The sequence below is a fragment of the Acidithiobacillus ferrivorans genome, from assembly GCF_016250455.1.
GTDB lineage: Bacteria > Pseudomonadota > Gammaproteobacteria > Acidithiobacillales > Acidithiobacillaceae > Acidithiobacillus > Acidithiobacillus ferrivorans.
In genome coordinates this window covers 1,261,816-1,277,498 of sequence record NZ_CP059488.1, presented here as the reverse complement: position 1 = coordinate 1,277,498, position 15,683 = coordinate 1,261,816, and the positions used below count along the sequence as shown (strand labels likewise).

The following is a 15,683-nucleotide window of genomic DNA, read 5'->3' as shown; positions in this document are numbered from 1 at the left end:
ATGCCCCCCCATGGAGAAAGCACATGAAAACAGAAATCACCATGCCGGTACTGTCTGACACCATGCAGACCGGACGCCTCACCCGCTGGAACAAGGCCGTTGGTGAAGCGATCAAGAAGGGCGAAGCCATTGCCGAGGTCGAAACGGATAAAGCGATTCTGGATGTGGAGGCCTTTGCCGATGGTTTTCTGGCAGGCCCCTTAGCCGCGGTGGACACGGACATTCCGGTGCGGCAGGCTATTGGCTATATCGTGGATACTCTGGAGGCCGCCCAAGGCAGTAATGGTATCATTCACGCGGCCCAGGTGCTGGCCAGCGCCCTGGCGCCCGAAGATGCGGACCTGCGCCGCGGCCCGCCCTACACCATCGAGCGACCCAGCATGCTCCGCACGGCAGTGGCCCGCAATATGTCGGCGACCCTCGACACCCCCACCTTTCTCATCAGCAGCCGCTTTGCCACGGCACCCCTACACGCTGCTGCCAAACAGGCGGGCCTCAGTCTGACCCTCGCCCTGACCCGCGCCTGTGCCCTGACCGTCGCCGAAGATCCATGGTTTAACCATGCCTGGACCCGTCAGGGATTGGCCAAACGCAGCCGGGTGGATGTAGGCGTTGCGGTGGATTCGGGTGAAGGTTTGATTACCCCCGTTTTGCGCGATGCGGCCATCCGTCCGCTCAAAGAGCTGGCCGAAACCTGGCGGATCATGCTCGGCAAAGTCAAAAAGGGGCGGATTTACCCGGAAGATTATCAGGGGGCCAGCTTCTACCTCTCTAATCTCGGGGTTTTCCCGGAAGTAGAGCGCTTCAATGCCATCGTGCCGGTGGGCGCCTCCGCCATACTGGCCGTGGCTGCCGCAGGCAGTGATGGGCGTGCGGACTTTACCCTGAGCTGTGATCACCGCGTGATTTTCGGCGCTGACGCGGCGCGCTTCCTGCAGCGGCTGGGCAAGCGGCTGGAGGACTTGTCCTGGTTAGCCTCTGGCGAGGGCGGACGGTGAGTATAGCGGCAACGCGACATGTCCTCTGCCTCAACAGCGGTTCGTCCTCCATCAAGTTCGCGGTTTTTGCACTGGGGGCTGCAGGGGAAGAGAAACTCGCGGAAGGCGCCGCCGAGCGTATTGGACAGAGCGTCGGGCGTTTATGGCTGCGACGCGGAGACGAGCAGGCCATTGACCGGCAGTTGGCCCTGCCGCAGCAGCAGGAAGCGTTAAAGGCCGTATTTGCGGCACTGGCGGAGGTACAATGCGCGACGCCGGACGGCGTCGGCCACCGCATTGTCTCCGGCGGACCGCGTCATCAGGCGCATTGCCTGATGGATAACCAGGTGCTCAGCGATCTGCGCGCCTCCCTGCGTTTTGCCCCTTTACATCTTCCCGCAGAAATCGCCGCCATAGAGGCCGTACAAACGGTGTGGCCCCATATTCCGCAGGTCGCCTGCTTCGATACGGCTTTTCACCAAAGCATCCCGGAAATCGCCAGCCGCCTGCCCCTGCCGCGCAATCTCTGGCAGGAAGGTGTCCGTAAATACGGTTTCCATGGCCTCTCTTACGAGTACATCGTCAGTCGGCTCCCCAATCACGCCACCGGCAAAACCATCATCGCCCACCTCGGCAATGGCGCAAGCATGGCGGCGGTGCATAACGGGCAGTGCCGCGATACCACGATGGGCCTCACCCCCACCGGCGGCCTGGTGATGGGCACGCGCAGTGGCGATCTCGACCCCGGCGTCCTGCTCTATCTCATGGAAGAAAAGGGCTATAATGCCGGGCAACTGGAGCGGATCATCAACCATTTATCCGGCTTGCTCGGCATTTCTGCCAGTAGCGGCGACATGCAGACCCTACTGAAGCTGCGCAGTGGCGATCCCCATGCGGCGCAGGCCATCGACCTATTCGTTTATAGTGCGCGCAAGGCCATCGGTAGCCTGATGGCGGTGCTGGGTGGACTGGACCGGCTCGTCTTTACGGGAGGCATTGGCGAACACGCCGCCGCGATCCGCTGGGCCATTTGCCGGCCCCTGCTGGGGCTGGGGCTGGAGATAGATCCGGTCGCCAATGAAGACCCCGGACTACGCATTTCCGTGCCGCACAGCCCCGTAGAAATCCTCGTCATACCCACCAATGAAGACCTGATGATTGCCCGGCACTGTCACCGGCTCCTGCCGACACCGGAGCACCGTCGTTGAAATCCGGTAAAACCCATCACCGTGCGCAGCAGCCCGCGCACCCAATACACCCCGATCACGCCAGCATGACCCAGATTCTCGACGAAAGCGCCATGCTGCCGATTCATTATCGCATCTGGGCGTTATCCACCGGCGGCACCTTGCTCAGCGGCGTCTCGATGTTTCTATTGGGTGTCACGCTGCCCCTGGTGATACCCATTTTTGCCCTGCCCGCCACCAGCGTCGGCCTTGCCGCCGCCATGCTCATGGGCGGCACCGTCATTGGCGCATTGGTCGGCGGGCACCTGGCTGACCACTTCGGGCGCAAACCCGTCATGCTCATGGACATGATCCTGCTCATGATGGCCGCCCTGCTGGCCGCGCTCGCGCCCAATGCTGCGGTGCTCATCGCTGCCGAATTACTGGTCGGAGTGGGTATTGGCATGGATTTTCCGGTCGGCAGCAGTTATCTGGCGGAATTCATGCCCCAGAGGCGGCGCGGACGCATGATGGCGGCCGCCATCGCCGTGCAATCCATCGGCATGCTGACAGGTGCCGGTTTTGCGCTGGTCCTTTTGCAAAGCGCCCACCCCGGAGACGACACCTGGCGCTGGTTGCTGGCCGCAGAAGCACTGCTGGTGCTCCCCTACCTGCTCGGCCGCCTCACCCTGCCGGAGAGCGTACGCTGGTGTATGGGGCGTGGTCACAACGCCGAAGCCGCCCGCATTCTCGAACGCATCGCGCCGCAACAAAAAGAGATGCTCGCCGCCATGGCCCAGCATCTGGGCAAAAAAATCCACCATGTGACCAAGATCCGTCCGGGTCGACACATGGGTATAGGGACCCTATTTTCTCCGGAATATCGACGCCGCACCTTTCTGGTGACCATGCCGTGGTTTTTTATGGACGTGGCCACCTACGGTGTCGGCCTTTTCACCACCATCCTGCTCGGCACCATGCGCAATGGCGGGAACGCCGGTATCATCGGCGTTGTCGGCAGGGACCTTGCCAATGCCCTGGACAGTGGCAAGGTGGATATTTTCCTCCTCCTCGGTTCCGTGCTCTCTCTCTGGGCGGTACCCTGGCTGGGCCGGATTCATATGCAGATAATCGGTTTCGGGGGCATGGCGCTCGGCATGGGATTGCTCTATTTTGCGACGGGCATGGCCGGAGGGGCCGCTGCCCACCTGCAGCTCATTCTGATAGGTTTCATGGTGTTCAATCTGTTCATGACCGCCGGCCCCAACGCCACGACCTTCATCTTGCCAACAGAAATGTACCCCACCCAGGTCCGTGCCTTCAGCGCCGGGTTCGCTGCCGCCATAGCCAAGATCGGCGCCACCATCAGCGCCTTTCTGCTGCCGGTGATCCAGTCTGCGCTGGGCGTTACCATGGTCTTGCTGCTGATGGGCACGGTCAGCCTGCTGGGTCTAGTGCTTACTTACAGCTTCCGTGTGCAAGGCCGTGGCCTGACGCTGGAAGAGCACCACGGACCGGCCTTGCCCCAATGAAGCATCGAGAGAAGGAGATCAGACATGCCCTATGCCCATTTTGATGCGCTGTTAGCCGCCGTCGCCCCCCTGGACGACATCCCCGTGGCCGTGGTCGATGCCGCCGAGGAGCATGTCCTGCGCGCTGCCTGCGAAGCAAAGCTGCAAAGCATCGTAGAGCCCATCCTCATCGGCGATGAAAACAAAATTCGCAGCCTGTTGCTCAAGCTGGGACACGATTCCGGCGTCTGCCCCACCTTTCGCATCATCCACGTCGACAGTGCCGAAGCCGCCGCGGAAAAAGGCGTCGAGTTGGTGCTTGCCGGAGAGGCCAAGGCGCTGATGAAGGGACACCTGCATAGCGATGCCTTCCTCCACCCCATTCTCGCCAAACTGCGCACGGATCGTCGCCTTTCTCATGTTTTTGTTGCGGATATCAAGACGTATCCGAAACTCCTGCTCATCACCGATGCCGCCATCAATATTGCACCTGACCTGATCACCAAGGCGGCCATTCTGCAAAACGCCATTGATCTGGCGCGGATTCTGGACGTTACACAACCCAAGGCCGCCATTCTCTCGGCAGTGGAGGTAGTCAACCCCGCTATCGTCTCGACCATAGATGCCGCCTGTCTATCGAAAATGGCGGAACGCGGGCAGATTACCGGCGCGCTGGTGGACGGCCCCCTCGCCTTCGACAACGCCATCTCCAAAGAGTCTGCAAAGATCAAAGGGATACAGAGTGCCGTGGCCGGAGATGCCGATATTCTGCTGGTGCCCGATCTGGTATCCGGCAATATCCTCGCCAAAGATCTGGAATATCTGGCCGGGGCGACACTGGCAGGGATCGTGATGGGCGCCAGGGTGCCGGTCATCCTCACCTCCCGCGCTGATCCCGCCCGTGCCCGCCTGGTTTCCGCCGGCCTGGCGGCGCTGGTGCACTATCATCGTCTGCAGATGCTGCCATGATCGAAAGCAACGCCCGCTGCCCGCCCATCGCCACCCTCACCCTCAACCCGGCCGTAGACATCGCCTACGCAGTGGTGCACCTGATTGCGGATCAGAAAAGTCATGCCATATCCACCCGCTACGATCCCGGCGGTAACGGCATCAATGTCGCCCGCGCCCTCAAAGAGCTGCTGGTCTACGCCCACAGTTGCTGTGTCGTGGCCGGCAATATCGGCGAGCTGCTGCAAAAACTGCTGCAGCATCAATTGGATGATCCCCACTGCGTGCATGTGGAGGGGGAAACCCGCGTTAATGCCACCATTTTGCAGGCTGACCCCGCCGCACAGTTTGAAATCACCGGCATCGGGCCGCGGGTTTCAGAACTCATCCTCGCCGAAGTCCGGGAAACCTTTCTGGGCCTCTGCAAAGACGGCTTTGCGGTGCTCACCGGCTCCGTCCCCCCTGGCGTGGATGACCATTTCTACGGAGATATGGTCGATCGCGTCCGCGCCGGCGGCGGCCAATCCATTGTCGATGCCCATGGCGCCCTCTTGCAACACGCCCTTCCCCATCAGCCATTCCTGATCAAACCCAACCGCTATGAGCTGTCCCTGCTGCGTCAGCGCGAGCTCCCCACGCTGGAAGATGTGGCGCAGGAGGCGCGCGCCATACAGCGGGAGGGGGTACAGTATGTTTGTGTCTCCCTGGGGGGCGACGGTGCGCTGCTGGTCGGACCCGATGGCAGTTATTTCGCCAAAGCACCCCCTATTCCAGTGAAGTCGACGGTCGGCTCGGGCGATTCCATGGTCGCTGGCCTCACCGCCGCGCTGGCCCACGGCCAAAGCCCGGCAGAAGCCCTGCGTCTGGGCGTCGCCTGCGGTAGCGGCACGGCCGCCCGACCGGGAACCGAGATATTCTCCCATAATGATCTGGACGAACTACTGCAGATGACCGAGGCACGCGTGCTGGATATTTGAGAGCACCCCCAAAAAAGCCCTCGCGAGGAGGGCCAAAGGGAGGTATGGGAGATGGATCATTCGTCCTGCGGATCAAACAAGGGTGATTGGCGCGTACCCTCTCGGCGCATCAGGACAACGGGCCTTTAGCAATGCCCGTTGTCGTTATCGCCATTTTTCAGATTCTCCTCCGCTTCGGTGCGCCACCAGGTTCCGATCCCTGCGGCGGTCTGGGCCACTGCCTTGTTGGGATAGCAGGTTACCGGGTCCTTTTGTGACTGTGCGGACCTTTGGTACCAGTAAGTCGCCCGCACCCAGTCGGGCTTTTCGATATGCCCCAATTTCAGGTCGGGATCATAAAGCGTCCCCAGATAATACCCGGCAGCACGGTTTCCGGTATCGGCCTGGTTCTGCAGTTGCTGCAAGGACGCAGGGGAATCTTCGGCCTGGTTTCTGAGGTTCAGCATGGACCCTTCGGCCCAGGACAGGACCGGAACCGTGAGACCGAGTAACAACAGGATCGATGCAGTAAATTTGCCTTTGTACATAACGTGCTCCTCTTCCAAAAAAGGTTTCCACCAGCATGCCCGCTTCCCGGCGTGGGTTCAGTAACGGGGAAGGGAATCAACCCTTGCCGCTACACTAATGTGGGAAATTTTCCCACATATATAATTTAAGCAGTATTCGTGCCATATTTAATAACCAATTGTATGGCTGGGGATTTGCCAGTTTCATCCCGAGCCTGGCCGTGATAGTCAAGTAGATCGCTCCGGATATTTGTCGCTGGAACACGACGATATATCAAATTGTTTATAAGTATATATAGTATATATGATAATAAACAATGTGTTACGATTGTAGCCCATTGTCTACACTAGTCCGCCATAGCATCATTCCTGCTGAAACCACTCAGGCCCCCACGGGTGTTACAGGATCATCCGCTGGAGCACTCAAAATCCCCGACTGTTCTATACTGATGACTGATGGACGAAGCCGCCCATAGAGTATCCTGATGGCGACCATGAACCAGCCGCTGCATCCCTTTTCCAACCGCACCTGACGAGGAGTAACAGATGGCTGAGACTACAACGGATATTTTGATCGTTGGCGGTGGCCCCGCCGGCATGATGACAGGCATCACCGCCGCCCAGTTCTCGCCGCACAAAAAGGTGCTGGTGATCCGTCCGGAGACGGACGCGGTGATTCCCTGTGGTATTCCCTACATTTTTGGCACCCTGGGCGGCACCGATGAGGACATGGCCGGACGCGCGCCCCTGCTGGCGGCCGGTGGACAGCTTCAAATTGGCACGGTTCAGAAAATCGACCGCGCCATACACACCGTCATCCTGGCCGATGGCGATGTCATTCACTGGGAACGTCTGGTGCTGGCCACCGGTGCCGAGAACTTCATCCCCTCCATTCCGGGCACCCATCTGGAAGGCGTCTTCAGCATCCACAAGGACTACGATTATCTGGATCAGCTCTTCAGCACCCTCATCCCGCAGATCAAAAAACTGGCCATTATCGGTGGCGGGTTTATCGGGGTGGAATTTGCCGACGAAATCCGCAAGCGCGGCATTGAGGTGCATATCGTCGAAATGCTGCCCCACCTGGTGCAGGCGGCCTTTGACCTGGATGTTTGCGCGGCAGTGGAGAAGCAGTTGCAGGCCCATGGCGTTCATATTCATACCGGGGCCAGGGTGGAGGCACTGCTGCCCGATGCCAGCGGCAAGCGCGTCGGACAGGTGCAGATCGCCGGACAGGATGTCCTGAACGTGGATGCAATCCTCATCGCCATCGGCACCCGTCCCCAGGTCGCACTGGCCAGGGATATGGGTTTGACCCTCAGTCGCTCCGGCGGGATCTGGGTCGATGCCTTCCAGCGTTCACGGGAGGATCCGGACATCTTTGCGGTAGGGGATTGCGCTCACAAGCAGGACTTTTTCACCCGCAAGGCCAATCACGCCATGATCGCCTCACAGGCCGCCGCCGAGGGCCGCATCGCCGGAATGAACCTCTATGGTCTGCGCCAGCTCCGCTACAACGCCGGATCGGTGAGTATTTATGCCAGTGAAATAGATGGCCTGGCCTTCGGCGTCGCCGGACTTACCCAGCATCAGGCAGAACAGGAAGGCTTCCCCATCCTGGTCGGTGAAACCCGTCTGCCCGACCATCACCCTGCCTCCATGCCCAACACCACGGAGATTTACTGCCGGATTATCTTTGCCGCTGACTCCCTGCAGATTCTCGGCGGGCAGATTCTCGGCGGTGCTACCACCGGCGAACTGGTCAACACCATCGGTCTTGCCATTCAAATGCACGCTTCGGCACCCGACTTGGTCAGCATGCAGTTCGGCAGCCAGCCCCGCCTGACGCCTTCCCTACACCCACTGGTAACCGCTGCGGGTGATGCCCTGCGGCGCCATTACGAACCTCTCCATCCCTGCATTACAGGAGCTCCGCATGCCTAAAATTGCCCAAGCACCACTCGGTATGTCCGCCGAAAGCACCCGGCACTGGACTGAAAACTATCGTCTCGTCACCCAGGACAGCGGGCGCCTGTTCCTGATGGCGGGCGATCAGAAAGTCGAGCATCTCAACGACGATTTTATCGGCGGTCAGGTAGCGACGGACGATTCCGACCCGGAACATCTGTTCCGCATCGCCAGTGCAGCGCCCGTGGGCTGCTTTGCCGCACAAATGGGCCTCATTGCCCGCTACGGCATGGATTACCGCGATACGCCCTACTTGCTCAAACTGAACAGCAAGACCCACCTGATCAAAAGCGCGCAACGCGATCCGGTCAGCCTGCAGTGGCAGAGCATGGCGCAAGTCCACGACTTTGTGCGCCATTCCGGTCCCCGGGTAGTTGGGGTGGGTTACACCATATACCCTGGCTCTGAGTTCGAGCCGACCATGCTCAGTGAAGCGGCACGCATCATTCAGGATGCCCATGCCATGGGATTACTGGCCGTCATCTGGGCCTACCCGCGCGGCAAGGCCGTGGGTGAACGCGAGCAGGACCCGCATCTCATTGCCGGTGCCGCAGGTCTGGCAGCCTGTCTCGGGGCGGATTTCGTCAAGATCAACCCGCCACTCAATGCGGCTGGCGCCATGGACGGCACGCTCCTGGGTGAAGCGGTAGCCGCTGCCGGACGCACCCAGGTCGTCTGCGCGGGGGGTTCGGAAACCGATGCGCCGGAGTTTCTGCAACGCCTCTACGAACAGATTCATCTCGGTGGCACACAAGGCTGCGCCACCGGCCGCAATGTGCATCAGCGCAGCCAGCCCGATGCCGTCAACTTTTGCAAGGCCATTCACGCCATTGTGGTCAAAAACCGGGGGGTCGATGAAGCTGTCAAACTGCTGAATCCCAACACATGATGAAACTGCCGACGCAGCGCAGAAAAATTGTCAGCACCATCGGCCCGGCGTCCGATACACCGAAAACAAACGGGTGGCCAGTACACAACCAGTTGCTGCGTACTGAAGAACTGGGCACCGCTCCAACTGCGACCAAAGGAGAGAAATCATGCGTTGCTTAGTCACCAGTGCGCGGCCCTATGATCAACAGTCCCTCAGCGCTGCCAACGACGGGCACCATGAGTTGGTCTTCGTCGACACGGTATTAAATGCCGATACCGCCTTCATTGCCCAAGGCTATCCCGCTCTCTGCCCGTTTGTCGATGACACGCTGGATGCAAAAACTCTGGAAACCATAGCGCGCCTGGGGACAAAGCTGCTGGTATTGCGCAGCACCGGATTCAACCATGTCGACATCCCTGTCGCGGAAAAGCAGGGCATCACCGTCATGCGGGTGCGGGATTATTCTCCCTACGCGGTCGCCGAATACGCGGTCGGCCTCATGCTGACCCTGAACCGGCATCTGCATAAAGCCTATAACCGGGTGCGCGACGGCAACTTCCTCCTCGACGGTTTGCTGGGCTTTGACATGCACGGCAAGACGGTAGGCATTGTCGGTACCGGCAAAATTGGCGCAGCACTCGCCCGGATTCTGCATGGCATGGGCTGTCACTTGTTGGGCTACGATACCGTCCCCAATCCCACCTGCCAGGAACTGGGAGTTGCTTATGTATCACTGGAAACGTTGCTCGCCAAAAGCCAGATCGTCAGTCTCCACATTCCGCTTTTTCCGGAAACCCGGCATCTCATGAATGCAGAGCGCCTCGCCCTGATGTCCGAAGGGGCCATGCTCATCAATACCAGCCGTGGCCCGCTCATTGATACAGCGGCGCTCATAGCTGCACTTAAAAGCCGCCACCTGGGTGCGCTTGGTTTGGATGTCTATGAAGAGGAAGCTAATCTGTACTTTAAGAATCACTGCGACGACATCATCTGCGATGACAGCTTTGAGCGGTTGCTCACTTTTCCCAACGTCGTCATCACGGGCCATCAGGCCTTTTTCACCCGTGAGGCCATGAAAACCATCGCGGACACCACCATTCAGAACCTCGACGACTACAGCGTCGGCAGGGACAGCCCCAACCTCGTCTCTGCCAACCGCACCGCCCAATGAACCGGAGACCTTTTTTGTGATCATCGCACCCTATTACCTGCTCCCCCAACTCCCGGAATCACTGACCGGCCTCGCCGAACTCGCCATCGACCTGCGCTGGTCCTGGAGCCACGCCACTGACACGCTCTGGCAGCACATCGCGCCTGAACTCTGGGAGCAAACTCGCAATCCCTGGCTGATTCTGCAAAACATTGGCGGCGACACACTCCAGCACCTGGCCCAAGATAAAGATTTTATCGCGAAACTGGACACCTTCGTCAGCAAACACCATGAGCACCTTACCCAGAAAGGCTGGTTCAGCGAAACCTATCCCCACCCACCCTTCAGCCAGGTGGCTTACTTCAGCATGGAGTTTGGCCTCTCCGAATCCCTGCCCATCTACTCGGGTGGCCTCGGTATCCTTGCCGGCGACTGCCTGAAAACCGCCAGCGATCTCGGCATCCCCCTGCTCGGTATCGGCCTGCTCTGGCAACAGGGTTATTTTCGCCAGAGTCTTGACGATTGCGGTCGCCAGATCGAACTCTATCCCTACAATGATCCAACCCAGATGCCCGTCACTCCAGTACGCGATGCCGAAGGCGAATGGCTCCGTCTGGAATTGCCATTCCCAGGCCGCACCGTTATTCTTCGCGCCTGGCAGGCACAAGTGGGTCGTGTCACCCTCTATCTGCTCGACAGCAACGACCCTCTCAATGCCCCTGCCGATCGCGGTATCACGGCCGAACTCTACGGTGGCGGCACCGAGAACCGTTTGCAGCAGGAAATCTGTCTGGGCATCGGCGGCTGGATGCTGTTACGCCGCTTGGGTATTCAACCGGATATCTGTCACCTCAATGAAGGACACGCCGCTTTCGCCATTCTCGCCCGTGCCTACAGCCACATGCAGGATCATGGTACCGACTTTCCCTGTGCACTCACCGCCACCCGCGCCGGCAACATCTTCACCACCCATACCCCCGTTTCCGCCGGCTTCGATCGCTTTCCGCCGGAACTGCTGACGCGTTACATCGCTGGCGCCCCCGGGGCTTTCGGCGTGGATGTGGAGACGATCCTCGCTCTTGGCCGGGAGAACCCCGAAGACACCCACGAACCCTTCAATATGGCATGGCTCGCCATTCACGGCAGCCTGATCGTCAATGGCGTCAGTCGCCTGCATGGGGCCGTCAGCCGTCATTTATTCCAGCCCTTGTTCCCCCGCTGGCCCGAGGACGAGGTTCCCGTCATGCATGTCACCAATGGCGTGCATATGCCCTCCTGGGATTCCGCCGAAGCCGACGCCTTATGGACCAACCACTGCGGCAAGGCACGCTGGCTGGGAAATTTAAAGGATATCGAAGCTGACTTTCGCCAGACCTCCGATGACGATCTCTGGCAACTGCGCAGCACCGCGCGCCAGCAGGTGATCCTCTTCGCCCGGCAGCGTCTGCAAAAACAACTGGCAGCGGCGCACGCCCCCAATCAGGACTGTGAAAACGCCAAAACGGCCCTCGACCCCAATACCCTGACCATCGGTTTCGCCCGCCGCTTTACCGCCTATAAGCGCCCCAATATGTTGTTGAACGATCCGGATCGCCTCTACCGCCTACTGAATAACCCGCACTACCCCGTACAACTACTGATCGCTGGCAAGGCCCATCCCCAGGATGATGTCGGTAAGGCCATGATCCAGCAATGGACTCAGTTTCTTCAGCAACACCCCGACCTGGCCGGACGCATGGTCTTCATCGCCGACTATGACATGCTGGTAGCCGAACATCTGGTGCAGGGGGTCGACTTGTGGATCAACACCCCCCGCCGCCCCTGGGAAGCCAGCGGCACCAGTGGCATGAAAGTACTGGTCAACGGCGGCCTCAATCTCTCGGAACTGGATGGCTGGTGGGCCGAAGCCTATAACCCGGAGACCGGCTGGGCCTTGGGTGACCGCCAGGAGCACGATGCCGACCTGGAATGGGATCAGCAGGAAGCGCAACAACTCTACCGTCTGCTGGAAGAAGAAGTCGTGCCCCTCTTTTACCAGCGGCGCGATGCCAGCGGCTGCCCCTGCGGTTGGGTCGCCAAAATCCGCGAGAGCATGAGTCGCCTGACCCCGCGATTCAGCAGTAACCGGATGTTGCAGGAGTACGTGTCAACCCTCTATGCACCAGCGGCGCGCCTGCTCATCGCGCGCCGTGAACGCGCCACCGTTGAAGGCATCTGCCAATGGCAACATGATATCCGTCAACACTGGCAAAGCCTGCATTTTGGCGAGCTGGATGTACAGAGTGACACGGACACGCACCATTTTCAGGTACATGTGTATCTGGACGATCTCGACGCCGACGCTGTAGCCGTACAACTCTTTGCCAATGGCGACGGAGAACAAAATCCTGAAATCTATGCAATGACGCGCGGAGATGCCTTAACCGGGGCCATCAACAGCTACAATTATACCTGTACAGTACCGGCCCATAGCGCGGTCGAAAGCTTCACACCAAGGATCATTCCGCATCGCGAAGGATGTTTGGTTCCCATGGAAAGTACCGAGATACTCTGGTATCGCTGAGAGGATAACTTCATGATCGATCAGATGCCTGATCTTCCCACTATCGTCGAGACTGAACGCAAGATGTTCGGAAAATACGTCCTGCCGATTGCCATCATACTGATAATCATAGGAATACTAGGACTTCTGAGTCCGGTCATTCTGTCTGCTGCAACCGATGGGGTACTGGCCGCCGTATTGATTCTGGCCGGGTTCACCTGGTTCATCCACAGTTATCAGATGCATCAGCACCAGTTGGCAGACTGGCTTAAGCCGGTGCTTCTGTTCGCCACCGGCGGCGTCATGATTGCGCTGCCCAACGCTGGCATCGCTGCCATCGGTCTGATGTTCATCCTTTATTTCGTCATGGATGCCTACCGCAACTTCACTCAATCTAACGCTCACGCCGGCCATCACGGACGGGGGTGGTTTATTTTCAGCGGGGTGATCGATATTGCCATAGCCATTCTGTTTTTTGTTACCTGGCCGCAGGGCTCGCTTATTCTGGTCGGCATCTTTGTGGGCGTAAATCTGATTTTTGATGGCATCATTTTGCTGATGCTCCGTAATGCTGTTGCCGGAGATAACAAATAACAATGGATGGTACTCACACACTGAAGATGCCCCGTCGGGATTTGGTAAACATCACGACGGCAATGCCTGTTGCAGCAGGAACAGTCCATGCCGCAGCCGCGCACATTGAGTGCCGTAATTGAGCCGAACATAGCCGCTTCCCTCCTGTCCGAAGCCGAGCCCGGCATTAAGTCCCAAACCCGCATTCAGCAGACGCTGATGCAATTCGGCATCGGAGAGACCAAAACTCCGCAGATCGAGCCAGGCAAGGTATCCAAAGTCCGGCGGACGAAAGTGTACGGCAGGAATGTTTTGATGCAAAAAGGACTGTAGATACAAGGCATTTTTTTCCAGATAGTCTTTCATCTCCCGCAACCAGGATGCTCCTGCATCCCATGCTGCCTGGCAAGCCACCTTGGCAAAGGTGTTCATTCCCAGGCTCTTGCTTCTGCGCAGCTCTGCCAGATAGACGGATTTTTTCTCCGATTCACCAACCCAGGCAATGGCACCACCGATGCCCGCAATGTTGAAGCTCTTGCTGGCCGATGCCAGAAGCACGCACTGGGGGTCCACGGTGGCCAGGGGAGTATGGACTGCCCAGGTATGGGTCAGATCCGCATGAATCTCATCGACTACGATCTGGACCCCGTGCTTTCTGCATGAGCTGACAACTTGTTGCAGCTCATCCCGGGACCAGACCCTGCCTACGGGGTTGTGCGGGGAACAAAGCAGTAACATTCGCGCTTTGTCCAGCACCTTTTCGAGGTGCGCAAAATCTATGTGATATCGGCCATTGCCCCCATCCAACAAGGGGACGCTGAGTAAATGACGACCATTTTGTTCCACTGCCTCGAAAAACGGCGGATATATGGGCGGCATCACGATGATCCCGTCTCCGGGCCGGGAAAAAGCACGTACGGCTGCGAACAATCCCGGCAAAACCCCTTGTACCAGGATGAAGTTCTCCGGTTCCGATACCCATTGATATTGCTGCTGCATCCAGCGAACTGCCGATTCCTGGACATGAAGATCGTGGTCTGGGTAGCCATAGATGGGATGCGCGATGCGTTGTGACAGGGCATCAGTAATGCACTGGGGGACGGCAAAGTCCATATCGGCAACCCACATGGGGAATACCGCTTTGCCAAATTTGTGTGCCGCACCAGCCCATTTGACGCTATCGCTATGCAGACGATTCCACTCCTTGCTGAATTGCTCTGAGGGTTTATCCATCATACTGGCCATGTTCTGCTGAACTGGATGAATGACTCACTGTCGAACTATCCCCATGATGTTTTTGCCAGCGCACGATGACGTTGCCGTCAATTCCAAATCTGAATACGTTTTCATACCACCCCAGCGCAAACAGGGCCAGATTCTGATTGTAATAGTGTGCCGGAGGATGACCATACAATCCGGTGCCAGGACGATATTTGGATTGCAGTCTGGCCAGTTGCACCTGGAGCAGATCGTCCTCGTGCAGGCTGGCCAGGTAAGGAATGAGGCAGGCGGAAAATCCGCTTGGTCCCTCACCCTCGGCTTTCCCGGTCTGCCAGTCGACCTTGAGTGGTGGAGCGGGGTGGCTGTGCAGATATGTTGACATCCCCCATAGTTCGCGGAGGATTTTCCCTGCCCCGGGAGTTTGGGGATTGGTCATGCCAGCCCAGAGATAGACGCGAATGGCGTTATAACTGGCGATAACGCCTTGGGGAGCGGGGAAATATCCTTTTTGAGGATTAAAAGCGACCCAGTCGGGTGAAAACCCGTGGGGCGCAGATCCGGCGATCACTGCGGGAAGAGTTTCTGCCATTTTTCCCCAAGGACCATCCGGCATGGCTTGCGCCAGACTGGCCAACAAGGGCAAGGGCAAATAGCTGGCATTGATGATCAGGGTTTCCGGGCTGGGGCGAAAGTATTTTCCACCGGGAATCAACATGGGACCGGCGACTGGCATGTCGAGTACTTCTTTTTGGGCGATGTGTCTTGCCAATGCCAACCCTATTTGTCGATAGTATGGATCGTGCCACAAACGCCCTGCCTGAATCAGATCATAGGCAATCCAAAGGTCAGAGTCCGCAGCGTGGTTGGTACTGAGTAATCCCCAGGGGCCATCGTTGCGTTGGCCCCAGCGCCAGGCCGGCAGGTTTTTGCCCAGATCATCCTGGGCGAGGTTATCCTGGGTCCAAGCCAGCAGTTTGTTAAATAAAGGACGGTCATTATCCACCAGCGCGAAAAACAGCGCATAGGATTGTCCTTCTGATGTGGTGATGCCACCCTCATGCCAATCGATGACGCGGCCAGAAGCAGGATCAATGAAATACTGTTGATAAGCCTTCCAGAACTGATGCCACGGCGGCGCTGCCGCCGCATACGCATAGCCGGACCCGAGTAGAAGGGGAATGACCGCCGATAGCCAAATTGCAAAGCGATAGATCACTACGATGGCGACCCTGCGTGAACTCGCCATGAGTATCATGCGTCTCAGTTGCGTTAA

At 58.5% G+C, this 15,683-nt stretch carries 13 protein-coding genes; 10 read left to right on the top strand and 3 right to left on the bottom strand.

What is annotated here, in order from left to right; translation table 11 throughout:
* Window positions 1-23: 23 nt before the first annotated feature.
* From H2515_RS06385 to H2515_RS06365, 5 genes are read left to right on the top strand one after another with little or no spacing between them, the layout of a single operon-like run.
* Window positions 24-998: a 2-oxo acid dehydrogenase subunit E2 gene (locus tag H2515_RS06385; protein ID WP_198661207.1), complete on the top strand. Its 975-nt coding sequence runs from the start codon at window positions 24-26 to the stop codon at window positions 996-998.
* On the top strand, window positions 995-2,185 hold the full coding sequence (locus H2515_RS06380) for an acetate/propionate family kinase (protein ID WP_198661206.1): 1,191 nt from the start codon (window positions 995-997) through the stop codon (window positions 2,183-2,185). Before H2515_RS06385 ends, H2515_RS06380 begins: the two co-directional genes overlap by 4 nt.
* Window positions 2,182-3,675 carry an MFS transporter gene (locus H2515_RS06375; RefSeq protein WP_198661205.1) on the top strand — a complete coding sequence of 498 codons (1,494 nt, stop codon included), beginning with the start codon at window positions 2,182-2,184 and terminating at the stop codon, window positions 3,673-3,675. Before H2515_RS06380 ends, H2515_RS06375 begins: the two co-directional genes overlap by 4 nt.
* 24 nt (window positions 3,676-3,699) lie before the next feature.
* The gene (locus H2515_RS06370) at window positions 3,700-4,623 is read left to right on the top strand and encodes a bifunctional enoyl-CoA hydratase/phosphate acetyltransferase (protein ID WP_065412995.1); all 924 of its coding nucleotides are present in this window, start codon (window positions 3,700-3,702) and stop codon (window positions 4,621-4,623) included.
* Window positions 4,620-5,579, top strand: coding sequence for a 1-phosphofructokinase family hexose kinase (locus H2515_RS06365; protein WP_198661204.1), 960 nt, complete (start codon window positions 4,620-4,622; stop codon window positions 5,577-5,579). The genes H2515_RS06370 and H2515_RS06365 overlap by 4 nt, the downstream gene beginning before the upstream one ends.
* Window positions 5,580-5,704: 125 nt before the next feature.
* On the opposite strand, the gene H2515_RS06360 is transcribed toward H2515_RS06365, so the two are convergent.
* Complete coding sequence (locus H2515_RS06360; RefSeq protein ID WP_035190388.1) at window positions 5,705-6,106, bottom strand: hypothetical protein; 402 nt, start codon at window positions 6,104-6,106, stop codon at window positions 5,705-5,707.
* A 525-nt stretch (window positions 6,107-6,631) separates the two neighbouring features.
* Here H2515_RS06360 and H2515_RS06355 point away from each other — a divergent pair.
* The 5 genes from H2515_RS06355 (at window position 6,632) to H2515_RS06330 (ending at window position 13,210) form a co-directional block, all read left to right on the top strand.
* A complete protein-coding gene (locus H2515_RS06355) occupies window positions 6,632-8,029 on the top strand; it encodes an NAD(P)/FAD-dependent oxidoreductase (protein WP_065413858.1) in 1,398 nt (465 codons plus the stop codon).
* Window positions 8,022-8,942, top strand: a complete 921-nt coding sequence (locus H2515_RS06350; RefSeq protein WP_198661203.1) for a beta/alpha barrel domain-containing protein — start codon at window positions 8,022-8,024, stop codon at window positions 8,940-8,942. Before H2515_RS06355 ends, H2515_RS06350 begins: the two co-directional genes overlap by 8 nt.
* A gap of 148 nt (window positions 8,943-9,090) precedes the next feature.
* Entirely contained in the window at window positions 9,091-10,095 is a 1,005-nt protein-coding gene (locus H2515_RS06340; protein WP_198661201.1) for a 2-hydroxyacid dehydrogenase, read from the top strand.
* Between the two features lie 16 nt (window positions 10,096-10,111).
* On the top strand, window positions 10,112-12,637 hold the full coding sequence (gene glgP / locus H2515_RS06335; protein ID WP_065413860.1) for an alpha-glucan family phosphorylase: 2,526 nt from the start codon (window positions 10,112-10,114) through the stop codon (window positions 12,635-12,637).
* Between the two features lie 12 nt (window positions 12,638-12,649).
* On the top strand, window positions 12,650-13,210 hold the full coding sequence (locus tag H2515_RS06330; RefSeq protein WP_198661200.1) for an HdeD family acid-resistance protein: 561 nt from the start codon (window positions 12,650-12,652) through the stop codon (window positions 13,208-13,210).
* A 51-nt stretch (window positions 13,211-13,261) separates the two neighbouring features.
* Here the strand turns inward: H2515_RS06330 and H2515_RS06325 are convergent, their stop codons facing one another.
* Together H2515_RS06325 and bcsZ are read right to left on the bottom strand one after the other, a co-directional pair.
* Window positions 13,262-14,425 (bottom strand): MalY/PatB family protein, encoded by a 1,164-nt coding sequence (locus H2515_RS06325; RefSeq protein ID WP_176712621.1) that lies wholly within the window; start codon window positions 14,423-14,425, stop codon window positions 13,262-13,264.
* Window positions 14,415-15,656 (bottom strand): cellulose synthase complex periplasmic endoglucanase BcsZ, encoded by a 1,242-nt coding sequence (gene bcsZ, locus H2515_RS06320; protein ID WP_232821588.1) that lies wholly within the window; start codon window positions 15,654-15,656, stop codon window positions 14,415-14,417. The genes H2515_RS06325 and bcsZ overlap by 11 nt, the downstream gene beginning before the upstream one ends.
* Window positions 15,657-15,683 lie beyond the last annotated feature (27 nt).

Excerpts from the sequence above, each read along its gene's own strand:
- H2515_RS06385 (WP_198661207.1), top strand. The coding sequence starts at position 24 with ATGAAAACAGAAATCACCATGCCGGTACTGTCTGACACCATGCAGACC.
- bcsZ (WP_232821588.1), bottom strand. The coding sequence starts at position 15,656 with ATGGCGAGTTCACGCAGGGTCGCCATCGTAGTGATCTATCGCTTTGCA.
- H2515_RS06365 (WP_198661204.1), top strand. The coding sequence starts at position 4,620 with ATGATCGAAAGCAACGCCCGCTGCCCGCCCATCGCCACCCTCACCCTC.
- H2515_RS06355 (WP_065413858.1), top strand. The coding sequence starts at position 6,632 with ATGGCTGAGACTACAACGGATATTTTGATCGTTGGCGGTGGCCCCGCC.
- H2515_RS06340 (WP_198661201.1), top strand. The coding sequence starts at position 9,091 with ATGCGTTGCTTAGTCACCAGTGCGCGGCCCTATGATCAACAGTCCCTC.
- H2515_RS06350 (WP_198661203.1), top strand. The coding sequence starts at position 8,022 with ATGCCTAAAATTGCCCAAGCACCACTCGGTATGTCCGCCGAAAGCACC.
- H2515_RS06330 (WP_198661200.1), top strand. The coding sequence starts at position 12,650 with ATGATCGATCAGATGCCTGATCTTCCCACTATCGTCGAGACTGAACGC.
- H2515_RS06360 (WP_035190388.1), bottom strand. The coding sequence starts at position 6,106 with ATGTACAAAGGCAAATTTACTGCATCGATCCTGTTGTTACTCGGTCTC.
- H2515_RS06325 (WP_176712621.1), bottom strand. The coding sequence starts at position 14,425 with ATGATGGATAAACCCTCAGAGCAATTCAGCAAGGAGTGGAATCGTCTG.
- H2515_RS06370 (WP_065412995.1), top strand. The coding sequence starts at position 3,700 with ATGCCCTATGCCCATTTTGATGCGCTGTTAGCCGCCGTCGCCCCCCTG.